Source organism: Phytobacter sp. SCO41, assembly GCF_003073275.1.
Taxonomy (GTDB): domain Bacteria; phylum Pseudomonadota; class Gammaproteobacteria; order Enterobacterales; family Enterobacteriaceae; genus Phytobacter; species Phytobacter diazotrophicus.
This window is the reverse complement of sequence record NZ_CP027225.1, coordinates 4,449,675-4,470,814: the sequence shown is the minus strand read 5'-3', so window position 1 is coordinate 4,470,814 and position 21,140 is coordinate 4,449,675. Positions and strand designations below refer to the sequence as shown.

At 54.3% G+C, this 21,140-nt stretch carries 16 protein-coding genes; all 16 read right to left on the bottom strand.

What is annotated here, in order from left to right:
• Positions 1-38: 38 nt before the first annotated feature.
• The gene (gene tcuC / locus C5523_RS21795) at positions 39-1,349 is read right to left on the bottom strand and encodes a tricarballylate/proton symporter TcuC (RefSeq protein ID WP_071195874.1); all 1,311 of its coding nucleotides are present in this window, start codon (positions 1,347-1,349) and stop codon (positions 39-41) included.
• Positions 1,350-1,480: 131 nt separating this feature from the next.
• The gene (gene eno / locus C5523_RS21790) at positions 1,481-2,752 is read right to left on the bottom strand and encodes a phosphopyruvate hydratase (RefSeq protein ID WP_108701950.1); all 1,272 of its coding nucleotides are present in this window, start codon (positions 2,750-2,752) and stop codon (positions 1,481-1,483) included.
• A complete protein-coding gene (locus C5523_RS21785; protein ID WP_108701949.1) occupies positions 2,749-3,777 on the bottom strand; it encodes a phosphotransferase family protein in 1,029 nt (342 codons plus the stop codon). Before C5523_RS21785 ends, eno begins: the two co-directional genes overlap by 4 nt.
• Before the next feature lie 467 nt (positions 3,778-4,244).
• A complete protein-coding gene (locus C5523_RS21780; protein ID WP_041852583.1) occupies positions 4,245-4,691 on the bottom strand; it encodes a DUF421 domain-containing protein in 447 nt (148 codons plus the stop codon).
• Positions 4,692-4,701: 10 nt separating this feature from the next.
• Positions 4,702-5,211, bottom strand: a complete 510-nt coding sequence (locus C5523_RS21775) for a hypothetical protein (RefSeq protein WP_071195871.1) — start codon at positions 5,209-5,211, stop codon at positions 4,702-4,704.
• Between the two features lie 106 nt (positions 5,212-5,317).
• On the bottom strand, positions 5,318-6,088 hold the full coding sequence (gene eutC, locus C5523_RS21770) for an ethanolamine ammonia-lyase subunit EutC (protein ID WP_041852581.1): 771 nt from the start codon (positions 6,086-6,088) through the stop codon (positions 5,318-5,320).
• Entirely contained in the window at positions 6,085-7,473 is a 1,389-nt protein-coding gene (locus tag C5523_RS21765) for an ethanolamine ammonia-lyase subunit EutB (protein ID WP_079497590.1), read from the bottom strand. Before C5523_RS21765 ends, eutC begins: the two co-directional genes overlap by 4 nt.
• Positions 7,474-7,482: 9 nt before the next feature.
• Positions 7,483-8,862: an ethanolamine permease gene (eat, locus tag C5523_RS21760; RefSeq protein WP_108701948.1), complete on the bottom strand. Its 1,380-nt coding sequence runs from the start codon at positions 8,860-8,862 to the stop codon at positions 7,483-7,485.
• A gap of 997 nt (positions 8,863-9,859) precedes the next feature.
• A complete protein-coding gene (gene fbpC, locus C5523_RS21755) occupies positions 9,860-10,906 on the bottom strand; it encodes a ferric ABC transporter ATP-binding protein (RefSeq protein WP_041852578.1) in 1,047 nt (348 codons plus the stop codon).
• 12 nt (positions 10,907-10,918) lie between these two features.
• Positions 10,919-12,997, bottom strand: a complete 2,079-nt coding sequence (locus C5523_RS21750; protein ID WP_103245873.1) for an iron ABC transporter permease — start codon at positions 12,995-12,997, stop codon at positions 10,919-10,921.
• Between the two features lie 71 nt (positions 12,998-13,068).
• Positions 13,069-14,100 carry an ABC transporter substrate-binding protein gene (locus C5523_RS21745; RefSeq protein ID WP_108701947.1) on the bottom strand — a complete coding sequence of 344 codons (1,032 nt, stop codon included), beginning with the start codon at positions 14,098-14,100 and terminating at the stop codon, positions 13,069-13,071.
• 4 nt (positions 14,101-14,104) lie between these two features.
• Positions 14,105-15,415, bottom strand: coding sequence for an MFS transporter family glucose-6-phosphate receptor UhpC (gene uhpC, locus C5523_RS21740; RefSeq protein WP_071195867.1), 1,311 nt, complete (start codon positions 15,413-15,415; stop codon positions 14,105-14,107).
• 86 nt (positions 15,416-15,501) lie between these two features.
• On the bottom strand, positions 15,502-17,043 hold the full coding sequence (locus C5523_RS21735; RefSeq protein WP_107223680.1) for an MASE1 domain-containing protein: 1,542 nt from the start codon (positions 17,041-17,043) through the stop codon (positions 15,502-15,504).
• On the bottom strand, positions 17,043-17,672 hold the full coding sequence (locus tag C5523_RS21730; RefSeq protein WP_071195865.1) for a response regulator transcription factor: 630 nt from the start codon (positions 17,670-17,672) through the stop codon (positions 17,043-17,045). Before C5523_RS21730 ends, C5523_RS21735 begins: the two co-directional genes overlap by 1 nt.
• A gap of 175 nt (positions 17,673-17,847) precedes the next feature.
• Positions 17,848-19,566, bottom strand: a complete 1,719-nt coding sequence (locus tag C5523_RS21725; protein WP_071195864.1) for a lysophospholipid acyltransferase family protein — start codon at positions 19,564-19,566, stop codon at positions 17,848-17,850.
• A gap of 131 nt (positions 19,567-19,697) precedes the next feature.
• Positions 19,698-20,669, bottom strand: a complete 972-nt coding sequence (gene hemB, locus C5523_RS21720; protein WP_108701946.1) for a porphobilinogen synthase — start codon at positions 20,667-20,669, stop codon at positions 19,698-19,700.
• Between the last annotated feature and the right edge of the window lie 471 nt (positions 20,670-21,140).

Here is a 21,140-nt window from a genome sequence, read left to right as displayed (position 1 = left end):
CAACTTAATCGATGTACTGCTGTTTGGTCAGCAATTAATTAATGTAATTCTTTGGTCTGATTAATGGCTGTTTGTTTATGGTCGAGGGTTAATACGGCCAGCAAACTTAATACAGCGTTAAATCCAAGCCAGACGCCCACCATCGCATTACTGTTAAAGGTGTGGTTAAGCCAGGTACAAATTGCCGGCGTCAGGCCACCCAGTACGGCGGCGGCAACCGCCTGAGCAAAAGAGTAACCCGCCGTACGGGCATGTGCCGGTACCAGTTCGACCATCGCGGCAACCTGAACGGAGCTGTAGCAGGCATACATAAAAGAGAACCACAGTTCAAATACGACAAATTTAAACACCGTCGGGTCGGCTGCCAGCCAGGAGAGCATCGGCCATGCGGTGAGCGCACCGGTCAGCGTCACCACGATAAGCATCGTTTTTCTGTTGACCCGGTCAGCGATCATCGCTGTGATCGGCAGCCAGAACAGGATCGACAGGCCAACAAAGAACAGCGTGATAAAGCCAACGTTCTCACCGAGGTTCAGGCTTTTGATAAAGGTGGGGGCATAGGTGGTGACCGTTTGCGCGGTGACGGTTGCCATCGCCACCATCCCCATGCAGACCACAATGGTGCGCCAGCCGGTCACCAGGCTTGTGCAAATCTCTTTTACGGTCGGTGTGGTTTTCTTCTTCGCGAAAACTTCCGTCTCTTGCAGGTTTGAACGCAGCCAGAACATCAGCGGGATAACCGCGCAGCCAATCAACAACGGAACGCGCCAGCCCCAGTCGTGCAGATCTTCGGTGGACATGTTGTAGAGCAGTACCAGGCCGATAATAGACGCTGCCATGACCGCAAACTGCTGGGAACCCACCTGCCAGCAGGTATAGAACGCACGCCGGTTCGGCGGCGATATCTCTGCCAGATACACAACCACGCCACCCAGTTCCGCGCCGGCTGAGAAACCTTGTAGCAAGCGACCAAGAATGACGATGATTGGTGCGGCGATACCAATGGAGGCATAGGTCGGCGTCATGGCGACGCACAAAATACCGATGGACATCAGGGTCAGCGCCATAATTAACCCTTTTCGACGGCCATGACGATCGGTGTAAGCCCCCAGAATAATGGCCCCGAACGGACGGGCGAAGAAGCCTAAAGCGAATGTCATTAGGGTGAGCATTAATGACACGTATTCATTATCAGAAGGGAAATAAGCCTGCGAAATATAGCGCGCATAATAGCCATAGACCATAAAGTCATATATTTCGAGGGCGTTTCCGGCACCCACCTGAACAATGGGTTTGATCTGCATTTTCTTTTTGGCTGCAGGCAATGCCTCGCCGCTGTAATCGGTCATTTGAATCTCCTGAAATTATATATCGACAATTTGGAAAAACTCATACAACCAGAACAGACATCGAAAATTCAGGTCAATGCGTAGGGCCCGGAGATAACGCCTGTTCAGCTAATCGGAATAAAATTAAAAAATTATTTATGATCTAATGCGGCGATGCCGAAAAACGTCAGAGCATTGGCCTCTTCCAGCCGAATGGCTTCATTCCATTTTGATGTACGCTCTGAGCGGGTCATTGAGCCCACCTTTAATTGCCCGGCATTCAAACCTAATGCGAGGTGGACAATAATATTGTCTTCGGTTTCACCTGAGCGCGCGGAAACGATCGAGCCGTATCCTGCTTTTTGCGCTTCGGCAAATGCATGACGTAATTGGGTAATGGTGCCAGCCTGGTTGGCTTTTAATAATACGGCGTTACAGGCTCCTATTTCCGCCGCTGCTTTTACGCGCTCGCCATTTGTCACGAAATAATCATCACCGACAATTTGCACCCGAGAACCTGCGGCTTTCGTAAAGGCGATAAGACCTTGTTCATCATCTTCTGCCAGCGGGTCTTCAATAGAGAGAATCGGGTACCGATCCAACCAGCCGAGCAACAATTCACACATGCCGTCGGAGTCATATTCCGTGGCTTCCAGCGCCAGGCGGTAACGGCCCTCTTTGCCAAACTCAGACGAGGCGATATCCAGTGCGATAGAGACATCCTGGCCCGGTACATAGCCTGCGCTTTCAATCGCTTTTACCAGCGTGTCCAGCGCCTGTTCATTGCTGCTGAACTCTGGCCACCAGCCGCCTTCATCCGCCACGCCGCTTAAATGGCCGCGCTGTTTCATGATGCGCCCTGCGCTGTGATACACCTCAGCGGTCATCACCAGCGCTTCTTCAAAAGATTTCGCCCCGTTGGCGATAACCATCAAATCCTGAATATCGATACGCCGCCCGGCGTGCGCACCGCCGCCGAAAATCTGAATTTGCGGCAGCGGCATCGCCACTTTCCGATCGCCTGCCAGATATTTCCACAGCGGCAGGTGGGCATTGTTAGCCGCTGCATAGATAGCCGCCATGGAGCAGGCGACCGAGGCGTTGCCTCCCAGACGGGAGAACGTGCCCGTGCCGTCCAGTTCAATCAGAATGCTGTCGATAAGTTTCTGATCGTTGATATCCGTGCCGATAAGCGCCGGGGCAATTTCATGTTGAATGTTATGCAGCGCTTTTTGCACATCTTTGCCGGAAAGAACACTGCCGCCGTCGCGCAGCTCCACCGCTTCGTGCATCCCGCATGAGGCCCCGGCCGGTGCCATGCCGCGACCAAAAAGACCATTTTCCAGATGCACTTCAACCTCAACTGTCGGCCAGCCACGGGAATCCCACACGCGACGGCCAATCACATTTTTAATACGACTCATAACCCGTTCTCCTTCCGCCAGAATGATGTAATGTCTTTCAATTGCGTAAATTGACGCTCCAGTAATGCGCAACTTGCGCGACGTACGTTATTCGCATGCCTGCCCTGGAGATATTCCGCCGGTGATTTGCCGTCGACGCGGGCCAGAATTAAACAGGGCAGCAGTGTTGCGACACGGGCTTCGTATTCCCCGACAGGTTCCCAGGTGATGTGGTGAAAATAGCTTTGGGACATTGCATCAAAGGCGAGCATGAGTTTTTGCTGTGTCTCCTGCGACCCGGCAATCACCGTTTTCAGCAGAAAATGATTTAAGCAAAATGCTAAATCGAATGCCGGGTCGCCATACCATGCGCATTCCGCATCGAGAATGACCGGGCCATGTGGCCCGCGTAAGATATTTTTCGGGCTAATATCACCGTGCACCAGTGCCAGTCTGGTGGATTGTGTTCTGTGTAATACCGTCAAAATAAAATCAGCATAGTGCGGGTGAACGCGGGCGATCTCCCCCAGATAGGGATCCAGACGCAGCGAAAAGAAGTTGTCGTCATAGGCGAAGGTTTTTGCCAGCGCTTCGCTTTTCGCCGTCTTCTGATGAATTTCACCTAATATGCTGCCTGTCTGCGCGGCAAAATCGATATCGATTTCTCCGCTTAACAGTTGTGATTTCCAGTTATGAAACTGCTCTGCGGGCAGATAATCCATCACAAAACAGAGCGCGCTACGGTCGATGCCTGTGATATGGGGAACCGAGTGCGGCGCAATACCGGCGACGGTTTGCATCCAGTCTATTTCGGCAAAGACACGTTCAAGCGGTGCATACCACTCTTTGGCGACTTTCAATTTTGGCAGTGCCTGTTTCAGGCAAAACTGCCGTTCCCCGGTGCTGACTTTTAAAATGTTGGAAGAGACGCCGCCCGTGAGTGGGCTGACGTGCAGGGCTTCTTCTACTTCGAGGAGGCCCATCGTTTGCAATACATCACGTATTGCATCCTGATCTATCGACAGATCTTTGAAACACGTTTCCATTCATCACCCGTAATTGATGTATTTACGTAACTGTTTCTGATGAGTAAAAAGCAGCAGGCAAGCGTTCCCCTACGACTGAATTAGCCGTGGCGCAACGACGTTAATTATTTACAGCAATAGGGTATCTATCATGGCGAAAAGAATATGCCTTGATAAATGCTTACCGTCCCGAATGTAGCTTTTTAATCATACTGTATTTATTTATGCACACGTGTGCATAAGAGTCAATCAACCTGCGGATTAATTATGTTGATGCGCCTCTCATTTATTTTTTAATGAGTGTAACTTGCTGTTTTTTCTGTTTTTATATGGGTGTGATCTTGATCGTAATTATAAGAAATGGAATTTTTAAATGTCACTGTTGCGGGTTTTATGGAAAGATAATGAAATTAAAGGGACGGACAGAAGGCAGCGCACTGTGAACTGCCTGCGGCATAATTGCAGACAGCCACAGTGTAAATCGGGTTTTATGGCGACTTCGCAATAATCGAGATATGGCCATTGCGCTCAAGGATGGCGTACTTAATATCGTCAAGTTTATCAATGCCCTGATTATTACGTGCAGAGACCATGATGTCATCATAGGTGATATCAGCCTCTTTCATTTTGCCGCGTAACATCTGGCCATGTTCCACCAGGATGACCGGAGCACCGTCGATCATGTCTTCCGCGTTATTGATATATTTTTTGAGATAGCCGAACAGAATGTCCACCGTCACCAGGGTAATGATGGTTAGCGCCGCACCGGTGACGGAAAAATCATTCCCCAGTAACGCCTGTTGTGTGGCCTCGCTGATGATCAGCAGCAAGATAAGATCAAAAGAGGTCATTTGTAAAAGTGCCCGGCGTCCGGCGATTTTAAAAACCACCATTAACACCAGATAGATGGCGATTGCCCGCAATACCATTTCCATTGTCTCGCCCTCAGGGGTAAATAAATTGCCAGATACTGGTGCTGGATGCGCCTTCCACACCAATTTGCGACGTTACGCTGCCCGGAAGCTGTGGGGTCAGCCCCAGCCAAAGATCAAAGGCGTCTCCCGGATGCGCGTGGGAATATTCCAGACGCAGTATTCCGTTTCGACTGGAGACCTGGTCTGGCTGCGGCTGAAGCGTGCGTATCTCATATTGCTGCATAAAATCGCCGCCAAGCGTGATGACGAGCTGCTCATGCTTTGGCGCCCTGACGGTAATGGCCAGCGCCATATCGCTTTGTAAACGCCCGAATCGCTCGTAATGCACTTGCAGTTGTTTATCGCCAGTTTCCTGCGTTCTGTCGCTTAAAAATCCGTGGGAAAACAGGCCTGCAAGGGCGCTGATGACAATCAAAAAAAGCAGATAAGCGCCATATTGCTGTACCCGGGATTCGAATCTCAGCCAGCGCGGGTTCTCTCTTACAGGATGATTCTGGGGATCAGGTGCGGTCTCTTTCACCTTGGGGTCTCCACAAACGTAGAATGCACACAGGGTTAACAGAGTATGGAACAAAATTTGCGTTACGCGCCGCGCTTTACCCTTAGGCGATAAAGCGCGCGGGAGGCTAGCGAACGCGTGGGGTCACGCGTCCGTGCAGGGCAGGGTTATCGCTTTCGTCTTTTAACTTCACGCCGGTAAGCCTGCGCAGGAACGCCTGTTCCAACAGCCAGGCGAGCTTAAAGGCGGCGGCGTCATAGTTCAGCCCCTCGGGGCGAATGTTCGAAATGCAGTTGCGCTCCGACTCCAGCCGTTTGCGCTCGGGTTTCCATGTCAGATAGACACCCAGGCTGTCCGGGGAGGAGAGGCCGGGGCGTTCACCAATCAGGATCGCGACCGCTTTGCTGTTGAGCGTTTCGCCAATGTCATCCCCCAGCGCTACCCGTGACTGATGCGCCAGTACCACCGGGGCAAGTGAAATCCCCAGCGTCTCCAGATAGGGCAGCAGCGCTTTAATCAGGCCGACGGACTGGCGTTGCACCGCATGTGAAGAGAGGCCATCGCCAATCACCAGCAGCAGGTCGTGGGCGGGCGTCCGACTCGCTTTTAAGGCATCGCGGCTCTCTTCGCTGAGCATGCGCCCCAAATCCGGTCGATTCAGATAGATGTGCCTGTCTGTCGCCGCGCTGTGTGCATTCAGTGTTTGCAGCCCCAGCTCGTGTAGCTGCGTCGCCAGGCTTTCACTGTCGAACGGCTGGTGGATGGCATCGCGGGCCTGAGCATGGGCCAGGCCAAAGTTCAGCACCTCACGCGTGGGCAGACTGGCGCCGCTGCGCCCAAGCGCGATGCGGGCATCGGTAAATTCGCGCAGTAATGTCCAGGCATCGGGTGGATTCATGCGCTCACTCCTTGTGGTAATGCGGTCAGCAGCGGGTGGTTCGCCCCGGTTAAACGCAACTGTCCGTGGGTATCAATAATTTGCATACGGGTGAGCCAGTCGGCGAACTCGGGCGCATGTTTCAGCCCCAGCAGACGGCGGGCATAGAGGGCGTCGTGGAACGACGTACTCTGATAATTGAGCATGATGTCATCCGCGCCCGGTACGCCAATCAGGAACGTCAGCCCGGCGTTACACAGCAGCGTCAGCAACGTGTCCATATCATCCTGATCTGCTTCGGCGTGGTTGGTGTAACAGACGTCGCAGCCGATAGGCAGCCCCATCAGCTTGCCGCAGAAGTGATCTTCTAAACCGGCACGAATGATCTGCTTGCCGTCATAGAGATACTCCGGCCCGATAAATCCGACCACGGTATTGACCAGTAGCGGGTTGAAGTGGCGCGCCACGGCATAGGCCCGTGCTTCGCAGGTTTGCTGGTCAACGCCGTGATGCGCATTCGCCGACAGGCAGCTCCCCTGGCCGGTTTCAAAATACATCACGTTGTTGCCGAGCGTGCCGCGTTGCAGGCTCAGGGCTGCATCCTGCGCCTCTTTAAGCATCGACAGATTAATGCCAAAGCCGCTGTTGGCCGCTTCGGTTCCCGCCACCGACTGAAAGACCAGATCCACCGGTGCGCCACGTTCAATCAGTTGCAGCGTGTTGGTGACGTGCGTCAGCACGCAGGATTGGGTGGGGATGGCAAAACGGCTGATGATGTCATCCATCATATGATTGAGCCGTTCGAGGACTGGCAGGCTGTCGCTGGCCGGGTTAATACCCACCACCGCATCACCCGCACCGTAGAGCAGGCCATCGAGCATGCTGGCGGCGATGCCTTTTAAATCATCGGTGGGATGATTCGGCTGCAGGCGAACGCTTAAATGGCCGGGCAGGCCGATGGTGTTGCGAAAACGGGTAATCACGCTGCATTTGCTGGCCACCAGAATCAAATCCTGGTTACGCATCAGCTTGCTTACCGCGGCTGCCATCTCCGGCGTGATGGCCGGGGCGATGTGTGTCAGCGTGGCGGCATCGGTGGTATCGGCCAGCAACCAGTCACGGAAATCGCCGACGGTCAGGTGGCGGATAAGCGAAAAGGCATCGGCGTTGTGGGTATCAACGATCAAGCGGGTAACTTCATCGCTTTCGTAAGGAATGAGCGGATTGTCCAGAAGGTCACGCAGCGGGATATCGGCAAGGGCGATTTTTGCCGCCATGCGCTCTTCCGCTGAATCTGCCGCAACACCCGCCAGTACATCCCCGGAACGGGCCGGGGACGCTTTTGCCATGACTTCTTTAAGACTGGCGAACCGGTATGTCCGGTGCGCCAGGGTCGTTTTATACATTTCGCCTCCTCAGGAGAGCGCACGCAGTTGCGGATCCATCGCCGCACGTTCACGGGCTGACGCTGTTTTACGGAACCACATGTAACCGCCCAGCATCATCAGCGCGAAAATGAGCGCCAGCAGGGTGTTGTACCAGACCATCGCGACCAGACAGAGTACCGCCATACCCAGCGCAAACGCGGGCGCTATCGGGAACAGGGGCGCTTTAAACGGACGCACCAGGTTCGGCTCGCTACGGCGCAGTTTGAACAGCGCGGCCATTGAGATGATATACATAACAATAGCGCCGAATACTGACATCGTCACAATGCAGGCGGTCAGCGGCATACCGCTAATGGTTACCAGCGAATCGGAGAAAATGGCCGCGATCCCCACCACGCCGCCGGCCAGAATCGCCAGGTGCGGTGTGCGCGTTTTACGATTCAGGTTCGCCAGGCTGGCAGGCAGATAGCCCGCACGCGCCAGTGAGTAGATCTGACGGGAGTAACCCATGATGATGCCGTGGAAAGAGGCCACCAGGCCAAACAGCCCCAGCCAGACCAGCATATGCAGCCAGCCGCTACTGTTGCCCACCACGACTTTCATCGCCTGCGGTAAGGGGTCATTAATGTTCGACAGGGCGCGCCAGTCACCCACGCCGCCGGCAAATATCATTACGCCAACCGCCAATACGGTCAGCGTAAGGATACCGCCGCCCAGCGCGCGAGGAATGGTGCGTTGCGGGTCTTTGGCTTCTTCGGCGGCCATCGACGCGCCTTCAATTGCCAGGAAGAACCAGATAGCAAAGGGGATAGCGGCAAACATCCCCGACAATGCCGGGGCGCTAAAGCTTTCTGCGCCTGCCCAGCCGTTAGCCGCGAAGTTGTCCCAGGAGAAGCCTGGTGCAACAACACCCATAAAGACCAGCAATTCAAATATCGCCAGCAGGGTGACGATCAATTCAAACGTAGCGGCAATGCCGACACCGAGAATATTCAACGCCATAAAGATGATATAGGCGCCGCAGGCGATCCATTTTGGATCGAGGGACGGAAATTGCACGTTCAGGTAGGCCCCGATAGCCATTGCAATAGCCGGTGGCGCAAATACAAATTCAATGAGCGTGGCGAAACCGGCAATAAATCCGCCAGTGGGGCCGAAAGCCCGATACGCGTAAGCAAAAGGGCCGCCCGCGTGTGGGATCGCCGTTGTCAGCTCGGTGAAACTGAAGATGAATGCGCAATACATGGCGGCAATCGCCAGCGCGACAATCAAAAATCCCATCGTTCCGGCCTGGGACCAGCCATAACTCCAGCCAAAATATTCGCCTGAAATGACCAGGCCGACGGCTATGCCCCATAAGCGGAAGCTGCCGAGTGTTCTTTTTAATGTGGTTGATTCTGTGGTCATCATTTACTGCCTCGCCATTAAACACAGTGCAATGTCAGTAGCAAAGGCAGTGCCAAGCTTAAAAATTAAATAAATTCATTTGGTTATGGATGGCGCAAGGAATGGCGCGAAAAAAACGCGGCACCGATGTAGCGCCTGACGGGTAATTCTGGTGCATGCTGCCCCGCAATGGTGAAATTTGCCGTAGGGTAAAAGCTCTTGATGTTTTTCCCAGGAGGAGCTGGCTGAAAGCGAAGCGTAAAAATAATGCCTTGAGTGAAATTTCATTAGGCATAGCAGTTTGAATCTTTTATGGTTCAGGAAAAAACAAAATATTATAGGGAGCAGGCGGGGAATAAATCCGACAATTCTTACACCCTTTTTATCCCGGCGACGCTTTACTATTATTAATTATTGACGATATTTACTGTTTTTATTTCACATAGTTTTTACATTTTAGATTTCATTACCTTATAACATTGTTTTGTCGGTTGTATCACAATGTTTTCAGGTAATTACCTGATGTTAAATTTAATCATTGAGAATGAGTTGACCTGAATTGTTTCGCACTTTAGTTTGAGAGAAAAATTTTTCAGGCAAATCCAGGATTATATTTAACTAAGGAGGGGCATATGGCCTGGCGACCAATTTTATATGTCATTTTTACGACTAACCCACGGCTGAGCAGCAGGCGAGCGCGGCTGCGTGTGGTCGCAAACCATCCATAGTGAGGCTCCTGGTCAGGAAGGTTAGGTGTTCCGGTGATGCAGACGCATCCGGGAGCATCCCCCCGGTGGCGCTGACGCTTACCCGTTCACGTGTCCGGAGGTTCCATTTCACCATGAACATACGGTGAACGGAACCCACCTCCCGAGCCGCATTTTCCCCCTCACCCTGGCCCTCTCCCTCAGGGAGAGGGAACCGATCGTGCTCGCATTTTTTATGGGGATCCCTCCCCCTCTACGATCGGGCACCGAACCCGTAACCCGGATAAGGCGCAGCCGCATCCGGGATAAACTCACGCGGTTTCGGCCAGTTCGAACATGCCATAGGGGTGGATTTGCAGGTAATACTGCTCACCAACATCCGGTTGCAGGCGGGTAGCGTTAACCTGCAACAAAATGCGCTGGCCGTGCCATTCCACAATCACCTCGTACTGCGGCCCCATATAGGCCACATGCACGATCACGCAACGCTGGCTGTCATCACCCTGTTCACCCAGCGTGATGGCCTCCGGACGGACACCCACCGTGCCGCTTCCCTGGGCCGAGAAATGTGCCGGCACAGGCAAACGGTATCCATAAATATCAACGAATTGCGGGTGGAACGTTGCCGGGAACAGGTTGGCATCCCCCATAAAACTCGCCATAAAGCGTGACGCAGGCTGGCGATACAGATTCTGCGGAGAGCCCATCTGCATGATGTGACCCTTGTTCATCACCAGCACAGTATCGGAGACGGCAAATGCCTCGCTCTGATCGTGCGTCACATACAGCGACGTGATGTTGAACTGCTTTTGCAACTCGCGAATTTTATCGCGCATGCTGCGACGCAGGTTGGCGTCGAGGTTACTCAACGGCTCATCAAACAACAGCACCTTGGGTTTGAGGATCAGCGCGCGTGCCAGCGCCACGCGCTGTTGCTGCCCACCGGAAATCTGATCCACGTAGCGGTCTTCAAAGCCTTCCAGATCCACCATCGCCAGCGCTTCTTTCACCCGCGTTTTCACCTCCGCACGTGAAACCCCCAGCATCTTGAGACCGTAACCCACGTTTTCTCCCAGCGACATATGGGGGAAGAGGGCGTAGGACTGGAACACCATGCAGATATCGCGCTGCTGAATGGAGCGATGCGTGACATCCTCACCATCAATAAAAATGTGTCCCTCAGAGGGCTTTTCCAGCCCTGCCACCAGACGCAGCACCGTGGTTTTCCCACAGCCTGATGGGCCAAGTAACGTCACCATCTCCCCCTGAGGGATGGCAAGATTAATGTTGTCGATAACCGTGTTGTTACCAAATCGCTTGGTGACATTGCGCAGTTCAACGAAATGTTTTTGTGTCATGGTCGCGCTCCGTTAGGCCTGGTTTTTAGCTTTGGAACGGGAGATACGCGCCTCACCGATCAGCCAGTCAAAGATGAAGATGATGGCGAGCATCACCACAATAAGGATTGAGCCATAGGCAATTGCCACGCCGTATTCGCCGTCTTCCACGCGGTTCAGAATGTAGGCGGTCGCCACACGCGTATCCGGCGTTACCAAAAAGACAATGGCGCTGACAGTCGTGATGGCGCGGACAAAGCTGTAAATCAGCGCGGACAAAATCGCCGGGCGCAGCAGGGGCAGCAAAATCTGCGTAATGGTACGCAACGACCCGGCGCGCAGGCTAAGTGAGGCCTCATCCAGTGATTTATCAATCTGGCCTAAGCCTGCGATCCCGGCGCGAATACCCACCGGCACGTTACGCATCACCATCGAAATAATAACAATGGCGGCGGTGCCAGTGATGTACACCGGGGCGCTGTTAAAGGCGAGAATATAAGAGACGCCCGCCACGGTGCCCGGAACCGCAAAGCACAGCATGGTGGTGAACTCGATGGTCTTTTTCCCTTTGAATTGCTGGCGGACCACAATCCAGGCAATCAGCAGGCCGAAAATGGCGGTGATCGGGGCGGCAATCCCGGCGTAAAGCAAGGTATCGAGCAGAGAAGGCCACGCGCCATCGCTCATTCCCTGGCCAAACAGCTTAATAAAGTTATCCAGCGTCAGGGTATAATCCACGCCCCAGTTCACCGTGAAACTGCCGTAGAAAATGCTGCCATAGAGCAGGGCGTTGAAGGCCACCCAGACTGCCAGTAGCGCCACTACGCTCCATACCAGCGTGACCGGCAGAGGCTGCACATCGCCGCGATAGGATTTGCCGGAGACGGTGACGTAAGAGCGTTTGCCGATCCACATGTACTGCACGCAGAACACCAGCAGCGAGAAGAGTAGCAGGAACGCACCAAGCGTACTGGCAGCCTGATAATCAAGCTGCGAACCGGTGATATAGAAGTAGATTTGCGTTGCCAGCACGTCAAAGTTGCCGCCAAGCACCAGCGGGTTACTAAAATCGGCCAGCGACTGCACGACCACAATCAGAAACGCGTTAGCCAGCGCCGGTTTTAGCAGCGGGATAAATACCCCGTTAAAGGTCTGCCAGCGGCTGGCGCGCAGGGTGTACGAGGCCTCTTCCAGTGACGGATGGATGGTCTTAATCGCCCCGTCGAGGATCATAAAGGCCATGGGAGTGAACGCCAGCACCTGCGCCAGCCAGATACCGGTAAACCCATACAGCCAGTTGGTATTGGTGAGCCCGAACCAGTCGACCATTAATTCGGTGATATAGCCGGAACGTCCCATCATCAGGGTAACGCCGAGGCCGACGACAAACGGCGGGGTGACGATCGGCAGAATCGAGAAAATGCGGCCAATAATCGCGCTGCGCTGCGCAATGCGGGTTGTGTAAATCGCCAGCACCAGGCCGAAGAAGGTACAGCCGACGCCCACGGCAATAGAGAGCCAGATGGAGTTCAAAATCACCTGAATGATGTGCGCCTGGGCGAGCACATTCATAAACGCCAGCGGGGCAAATTCACCGCTGGCGGTGGTGAACATAGGAATAAAGATGGCAATACTTGGCCAGACGATAAAGACGCCGATCAGCGCCACGATGACAATCAGCGAACCAATAACAAAACGGTCGCCGCCGAGCCACTCCAGGCGGGTGAGCGCCAGAGTCATGATGGCTGCAAGGGCGACAAACAGCACAATCACCGCATAACCGAGGCCACGTCCTTCTACGGTGGCGCTGACAGCCACAAACGCCATGCACAGTAAGGCCCAGCCGGCGTCAAAGTAGTGGCGGCCTCGCTGCTCGCGCTTCGCTTCACTCAGTGGGCGAAGCAGTAACACGGCGGGCAGCAGATACCACAACCAACTGACGTTAACGTGCGACCAGCCGTAGGCGTCGATAATTTCATCGCGCGTGGACTCCAGCAGGCCATAATCCAGGCTCCAGCTTGGCAGCAGCGCAAAGGCCAGCCCGCCAAGCAGAACCCAAAGGAATATCGCATCCCGCTTGGGGGCGGGATGGAGTGTGAGTGTGTGTGACATAAGCATTCCGGTGTTGTAGGCCGGGTAAAGCCGTTACGCCGCTACCCGGCAATATGATCGCCAATGCGCGTTTACTGGCCCATCTTCACGTCGCTAACCCATTTGTTAATGAGCGCTTTACGTACGTCCGTGGAACCGTATTTATCCATGTCGTAATTGATAAGTTTCAGGTCGTCGAGCTTGAGCGAGTTCGGGGAGGTTTCGGCGGTGGTGTTGGTCAGGATCTGGTAAGACTTGCCCTTTTTCCATGCCAGCTCCTGTGCTTCTTTTGACAGCGCCCAGTCAACGAACAGCTTCGCGTTATCCAGGTTGCGCGCCCCTTTCAGGATGCTGATACCGCCAATTTCGTAGCCGGTGCCTTCACAAGGTGAAATCAGTTCCAGCGGCGCGCCTTGCTCTTTTTCCAGCGAGTAGTCATGCAGGAAGCCAATGCCGATGGCGGTTTCGCCACGCGCGGCGTTACGTGCCGGGGCGATACCCGATTTGGTGTACTGAGAGATATTGCTATTGAGCTGTTTTAAGTAATCGAAAGCCTGGTCTTCGCCCCAAAGTTGAACGAAGGTTGCCAGCGCGGTATAGGCGGTGCCGGAACTCTGCGGGTCGGCGATTTGAATTTCGCTTTTGTATTCCGGCTTCGTCAGATCTTTCCAGCACTTCGGAATGGGCAGGTTTTTCTCTTTCAGGCGTTGGGTGTTAACGCCAAAACCGAGAATGCCCACGTAAACGGCGGAAGAGAGATTGCCTTTCACTTTGGCCGGATCGCGGAATTTCTCCATGATCTGGCCCAGATTGGCTGATTTATAGGGCTGCAACAGTCCCATCTCCCCGGCCTGCGACTGTGGATCCAGCGTGCCGCCGTACCAGACATCCGCCTGCGGGTTTTTCTTCTCCGCATCGACTTTCGCCAGCGTGCTGCCTGAGCCGTTGCGGATAAAGGAGGTTTTCACATTGTATTTCTCGCCGAAGGCCTGTGTTTCGGTTTCACACATTTCGTTGGTCGCGCTGCAGTAGACCACCAGACGACCTTCTGCTTTGGCCGCGCTGCTGAATGCCGCCAGCGCCAAACCGGTCGCCACCAGGGTAGAGAGCAGGGTAACTTTCATTGTTTTATCCTTCCTGTGAGGTTGTAGGACTGCGAGACGTCATGATGCCCGCCATCAACAAGGGCATCAGAAGTAAACCCATTAATACGGCGGCGACGGAGAGCAAGCTGAACATCCCCGACCAGCCATAGTGTTCAATCACCTGCGACAGCGGCCAGCCCGCCAGCGCTGCGCCCGCATAGGCAAAGACGCCGAGAAAACCGGTTATCGATCCTGCCGCGGCCTTATGCCCGCATTCGACGGCGGCCAGGCCGATGAGCATTTGTGGGCCAAAAACAAAAAATCCCACGGTAAAAAAGCACATCGCCAGCAACGCGTAGTGATGTACCGGCGCCAGCCACAGTGCCGCGACCGAAACAATCAGCCCCAGCGTGAAGAGCAAAATCATCGGCGCTCTCTGCCCGCTAAACAGCAAATCCGATCCCCAACCGGCGAACAGCGCACCTAACAGACCGCCGACTTCAAACAGCATCACCGTGGCATTCGCGCTCAATAAATTGACGCCGTGGCTTTCTGCCAGCCAGATGTTGCCCCAGTCATTGAGCGCAATGCGGATCAGGTAGACCAGCACATACGACACGCCCAGCAGCCAGATCATCGGGTTACGCAACATGGTGATACGTAACATCTGCCATAAGCCCATTGGGGGGCTTTGTTGTTCCTGACGGAGCTCCAGCGGGTCATGCCGCCATTCGCCCACGCTCGGTAATCCTTCTTCCTGCGGTGTACCCCGCAGTTGCATTGTCAGCCAGACGCCGAGCGCCATGCTGATTATCCCTGGTGTCAGCATCGCAGCCTGCCAGCCCCACCAGTGGGCGGCAAAGGCACATATCAGCGGAATCACGGCACCGCCAATATTGATGGACATGTTCCAGCATCCCCACCAGAAGCCGCGTTCATTGCGGGAATACCAGTGGGTGAGCAGGCGAGCACAGGGGGGCCAGCCCCAGCCCTGAAAAAAACCGTTTAACGTCCAGACCACTAACAGCAGCGGCAGTGAGTCACCAAAAGCGAACAGCACGTTCAGTAAACCCGTGGCGAACAGCCCGCAGCCCATAAAAGCGCGCTGCCCGTGGCTGTCGTGCCATAGCCCGGCGGCAAACTTTGACAGGCCATAGCTGAGGTAAAACAGTGAGCCCATCAGCCCGATGTCGCCTTTGTCTAACCCCAGATCGCTTTGTAGCGCCGGAAGCACGTAATTGACGCTTTTACGCGTCAGGTAAAACGCCGCATAGCCCACCACCATGCACAGCAGTAACCGTGGGCGAAAAGCCCGGTAACGTTGTCCAACTTCAGCAGATGAGATGGCGTGCATAGCGGTCTCCAGTTGCGCTGACTATAGGTAAGCGCAAACGAAAGCGGATGAGAGAAACTCCCCATGTGACTAAGACTTTTTCCTGGTCAGAGCGGGTTTTGTTGCAAAATTGTGGGCAGGTTAACAGTTACGTGCGTGCCCTGACGCGACTCAAGCGTTAGCTCACCCCCCAGGGCATGGACACGTTCGCGCATTCCCTGGATACCAAAGCCCGGCATCTTCTCAGCGGCTATACCGAGGCCGTTATCATGCACTTCGAGACACAGACGGCCGTTTTGCTCGCTGAGGGCGATGCGCACTTCACTGGCGCAGGCGTGTTTGCAGACGTTATTGAGTAACTCTTGCAGCAGGCGATAGAGGGTGAAAACCAGGGTTTCGCTGGCAGGAGGAGCACTTAGCCGATAATCGAAATGGCAGGCAATACCGCGCTCGGCAAAGGCAAATTCGTTAACCAGATGGTGCAGGGCTTCTTGCAGCGAGAGCTCATCCAGCACTGGCGGGCGAAGCTGGCGCAACAGTTGCCGGGTAGAGTGGTGGATGCGCCTGGCGAGTTCGTTGATTTGATTCGCGGCTTCCAACGCCCGATCTGTTTCGCCCGCCCGCTTCACCAACTGTGACTGAATTTGGATGGCGGTAATATTCTGGCCAATTTCGTCATGCAGTTCGCGGGCGAGACTTTTGCGGGTGTCCTCTTCTGTATGGATAAGTTTCTCGGTCAACACCCGGCGGGCCTGTAATTCCGCCTCCAGCCGTTTGCGGTAGTGGTGCAGATTTTGCGCCAGATGTTGCTGACGGCTGATGGCGATCCCCAGGCCAATCCCCAGTAGCGCTTGTGTCGCAAGGAAGATTTCCAGTTCCAACAGGTCGCTAAACCCCACCCCAATCTGACGGGCGATGGTGATCAACATACTGCCGAGCAGGCCAGACAGCACGCCGCCCTGCCAGCCGAACTTCCATGCCATCACCACGTTGGGTAAAAACACCACGATCAGTAACAGGCGTTCGATCTGCGGTGACAGCACCATCTGCGTGCCGATCCCGATAATAAAAAAGAGGCTGCACCAGATGATAAGCGAGGTCCGTAACGGTGGCGCTATCGTGTCAAGGCCAAGCAGATGATGGCGATGTTGCTGACGTAAGAATTCAAAAATGAGATAGACAAAGGGTGTCAGCAGCACCCCGCCAGTGAACGAAGCCAGGCCCGCCAGCAGCATGGTGCTTTGCAAAAAAGGGGCGAGCAGCAGGGTATGCAGCAGTGCGCTGGCGGTAACGGCGGTCAACAACAGGGACAATCGCTGCCAGTAGAGCGGAAAGCGGTGCCAGAAATGTTGCGTCATCAGCGCCGGAAGCAGGCTGATGATGGGCGCGGCCAGCATCGTATAGCCACTCAGGAGCTGCTCGCTGTGCAGCCATAAAATCAGCGCCAACTGGGGGAGCAATAAGGCTGGCCAGAAACGACGCGAGAGCAAAATCAGCAGTGCCAGATAGACGCCATGCGGTAGAAAGAGCACCGCCTGCTGGCCGTTATGGGTGAGGTAGAAACTGAGCGTCCACAGCATTAGCCAGCCAGGCCCCCAGGCCAGCACAATAAACAGCGAGATGATCCCGTGGCGTAATGAACGCGACATCAGTGATTCGCCAGCAGATTATGGTTAAGCGCAAAATGGACCAGCTCAATGGTGGTGGCGCAGTTCAGTTTACCGAGCACATTGGCACGGTGAACATGCACCGTTTTATGGCTGAGATCGAGTTTGAACGCGACTTCTTTGACGCTATCGCCTTTTACCAGTAAATCAAACACTTCCCGCTCGCGTGGTGTCAGAGACGCCAGGACTTTGTTCGGTTCGATCCCGCCGCGCAGCGCCTTTAGCGCATCGGCACAAAGATAATGGCCGCCAAGACCGACGGAACGCACCGCGCGCACCAGTTCTTCCGGGCCGCAGCGTTTGGTCAGATAGCCGCTGGCTCCCGCATCCAGTGCGCTTTGCACAAAGGCAGGGGTATCGTAGATGCTTAGAATGATGGCGCGAAAATCAGGGCGCTGCGCCCGCAGGCGTTTCAGCAGACTCAGACCATTTTCATCCGGCATGGCGACATCAAGGACGGCGACATCCACATCACTTTTTAATAGCGCAGGCCAGGCTTCGGCGGCGGTACTGTATTGCCCGGTGATGCTGAGATCGTCTTCAAGGCCGAGAAGTTGGGCGAATCCTGAACGCACCACCACATGATCATCCACCAGAACCACACGAATCATAACGCACTCTCATAAGCCTAAAGCTTTATGATGCCGTCTGGTTTTTGCGTGGCAATGCTCTGGTCAATGATATGTAAGCGGTGTAACAAAATTGCAATATTTAACCTGTTCCGGGAAGGGAAAGAGGGGTCGCCATTGAGGCCATCCCTGGCCATCCACGAATCCTTTCGGAGGATCAGGCTGCTGTGTCATTCAAATGTGCGGCGATATAACGTTCATAGCGGTTCGCTTTCAGATAGGTCAGGTCGACGAGCACCAGACCGTCTACGCAGTTGTTGAAATCCGGGTCACAGCCAAAATCGATAAACTGCACGCCGCCGGGGTCGCACAGCTCGGAGTATTGCTTGTAAAGCGGCGGAATACCGCAGCCCAGGTTGCCCAGCAACGACTTCAGACGCGTCAAATCTTCGGTGTAATCTTCGCCCGTAAACTGTGCCAGCACATCCGGTAGTGTCGCAGGCCAGGGGCGGCGAGATTCGGCCAGCGGCCATCTTGCCGGAAACCACAACCGATAGAAGGCAATCAGTAAATCCCGTGCCGCGGGCGGTAAGCCGCCGGAAATAGAGACCGGGCCGAACAGATAGCGATATTGGGGGTAGCGTGCCAGATAGGCGCCAATACCGGACCAGAGATAGTCGAGACCACGGCGTCCCCAGTAACGCGGCTGAATAAAGCTGCGCCCCAGTTCAATGCCGTGCTCTAACACCTCTGACATCCGTTCGTCGTAATGGAACAGGCTATAACTGTACAGCCCCTCCGGGCCATGCGCCTCCACCTGACGCGCCGTGGGCGTAAAGCGATACGCGCCGACGATCTCCAGATCGGTTTCATCCCATAAGATCAGATGCAGGTAGTCATCATCATAACGATCTGTGTCACGACGCTTGCCGCTACCTTCACCAACCGCACGGAAAGCAATTTCGCGCAAGCGGCCTAACTCACGCAGCAACGGCGCATCTTCTTGCCCCTGACGCTGCCAGAGGTAAATGATTTTGCCGTCTGCGGTGCGTCCCAGACACTCCGCCCGGCTAAGTTCGCGGCGCAGCGTAGCCCGGTCTTCCGGGCGGGCTATCGCACACTCGGTTTTAAAGACGCCCGGCGCTTTTTTGCCTAAACGTCGCACGTGTTTACGGCATTTATCCGCCAGATCGCGAGGAGCCAGCGAGGTCGAATGCCAGCTATCCCAGGGAATACGCTGACCGATGGTGATGGGCAGTTGGGTACCACGGCGACGGAACATCTGCTGCATAAGGAGCAGCATTGGCAGCGTATCGGAAAGCAAGGCGCAGCCATAAAAGAGGGGGCTGTTTCGGGCATTGATCCACACCGGCAAAAGCGGGGTGCGGAATTTGGCGGCCAGTTTGATAAAACCGGGGTGCCATTTGCCGTCGCGAATCCCTTTGCGGGTCAGGCGTGAAACTTCACCAGCCGGGAAGAAAATCAGCACGCCGCCGTTCTGCAATTGGGTTTCCATCTGCTGCAGCGAGGCCTTGCGGGTGCGACCGCCACCCATATTATCCACCGGGATAAACAGGGAGCTGAGCGGTTCCAGATGGCTCAGCATGCGGTTGGTCACGACTTTTACGTCGCGACGCACGCGAGAAACCGCATACATCAGCGCCAGACCGTCCAGCGTGCCTGTCGGGTGGTTGGCGATAATCACCAGGGGGCCTTGTTCGGGGATTTGTTCAAGATCGTATGCGGGGATGGTGCAGCGAATTTGTAGATGCTCCAGGACCTGCTCAACCATATCCAGCCCTTTCAGATGGGGATGGTTTGCAGCGAACTGCTGGAACTCTTGTTCGTATAATAAACGCCTGAGCAGATTCTTTTGCCAGGGCGCGGGTTTGGCCTGTGGCCAGAGGTCGTCGAGTACATTGTCGAGACTAAACATGGTGGCTCCTCCTGCCGTCTTGCGATGACAGTAGAAGTACGGGATGACAGTTGCATTTCAGCTTTATGAATAAATGGTAATGCGGGGGATGTGAGGAGAACAGGCCCGGCAGCCGCGCCGGGCCTGAGGGCTTACAAAATCTTACGTTCAGCCAGGTCGAGTGCGAAGTAGCTAAAGATCAAATCGGCACCGGCGCGTTTGATGGCGCCCAGACTTTCCAGTACGACTTTCTCTTCGTCAATGGCTCCCGCCTGCGCGGCGAATTTAATCATCGCGTATTCGCCGCTCACCTGATATGCGCCCAGCGGCAGCGTGGTGCGCTCGCGGATATCACGCAGGATATCGAGGTACGGACCTGCCGGTTTGACCATCAGACAGTCGGCGCCCTGGGCTTCATCCAGCAGCGATTCGCGAATCGCTTCACGACGGTTCATTGGGCTCATCTGGTAGGTTTTACGATCGCCTTTCAGCGCTGTCCCTGCCGCTTCACGGAACGGGCCGTAGAATGATGACGCGAATTTGGTGGAATAGGACATGATGGCAGTGTCGGTAAAGCCAGCGGCGTCCAGCGCCTGGCGAATCGCCTGCACCTGACCGTCCATTGCGGCGGAGGGGGCAATAAAGTCAGCGCCAGCGGCGGCGGCAACCACTGCTTGTTTCCCGAGATTAATCAGCGTGGCGTCGTTATCGACGCCGTGGTCGCAAAGTACGCCGCAATGACCATGTGAGGTGTATTCACAGAAGCAGGTGTCTGACATCACAATCATTTCCGGCACCGCGTCTTTGGCAATCCGTGACATGCGCGCTACCAGGCCGTTTTCCTGCCAGGCATCGCTACCGGTCGCATCAGTGTGATGAGAGATACCAAAGGTCATTACAGAACGAATACCGGCCCTGGCAATGCGTTCAATTTCGCGGGCGAGGTGTTTTTCCGGAATGCGCATCACGCCAGGCATGGCGCTGATGGCTTTGTAGTCGTCGATATCTTCTTCAACGAAGATAGGCAGCACCAGATCGTTCAGGCTGAGTGTTGTCTCTTCGAACATAGCGCGGAGCGAGGCAGATTTGCGCAGGCGGCGCGGACGGGTGATTAAGTCGGTCATGATTTGCCTGATGTCTTAGGAACAGAGGGCACAGTGTATCCGAAAAGTGGCCGGTATGTTTCACCAAAATCGGCGTTAAAACGGCAATATATGAAGGGCAATGCGCAGAGACATTAAAATGCATTAAATCATTCATCAGTTCAATTTTGATTGGCGTGATTTATAGTGCTTCATGATGTTATTTTTATTGTGATTGTGAATTGTATTTTTATTTCTCCTGTTAATATCTTTTTTTGGCGATTCAATATTCATTGAATTAGTATTATCTGTTTGATTTTAAAGTATTTTACAATATTTATATATTCTGATTTCTTATGTTTATGTTTTATGTGTCCGAATTCGGACTTTACGTGAACTTTAATTGAACCATTTTCTTTTTCTGCGGCATAATTTCCCCGCAAATAATTTTATTGCATTTGATGCATTAATAATTGATGGACCAACGATAATGTCCCTGAGGAGGGATGACAA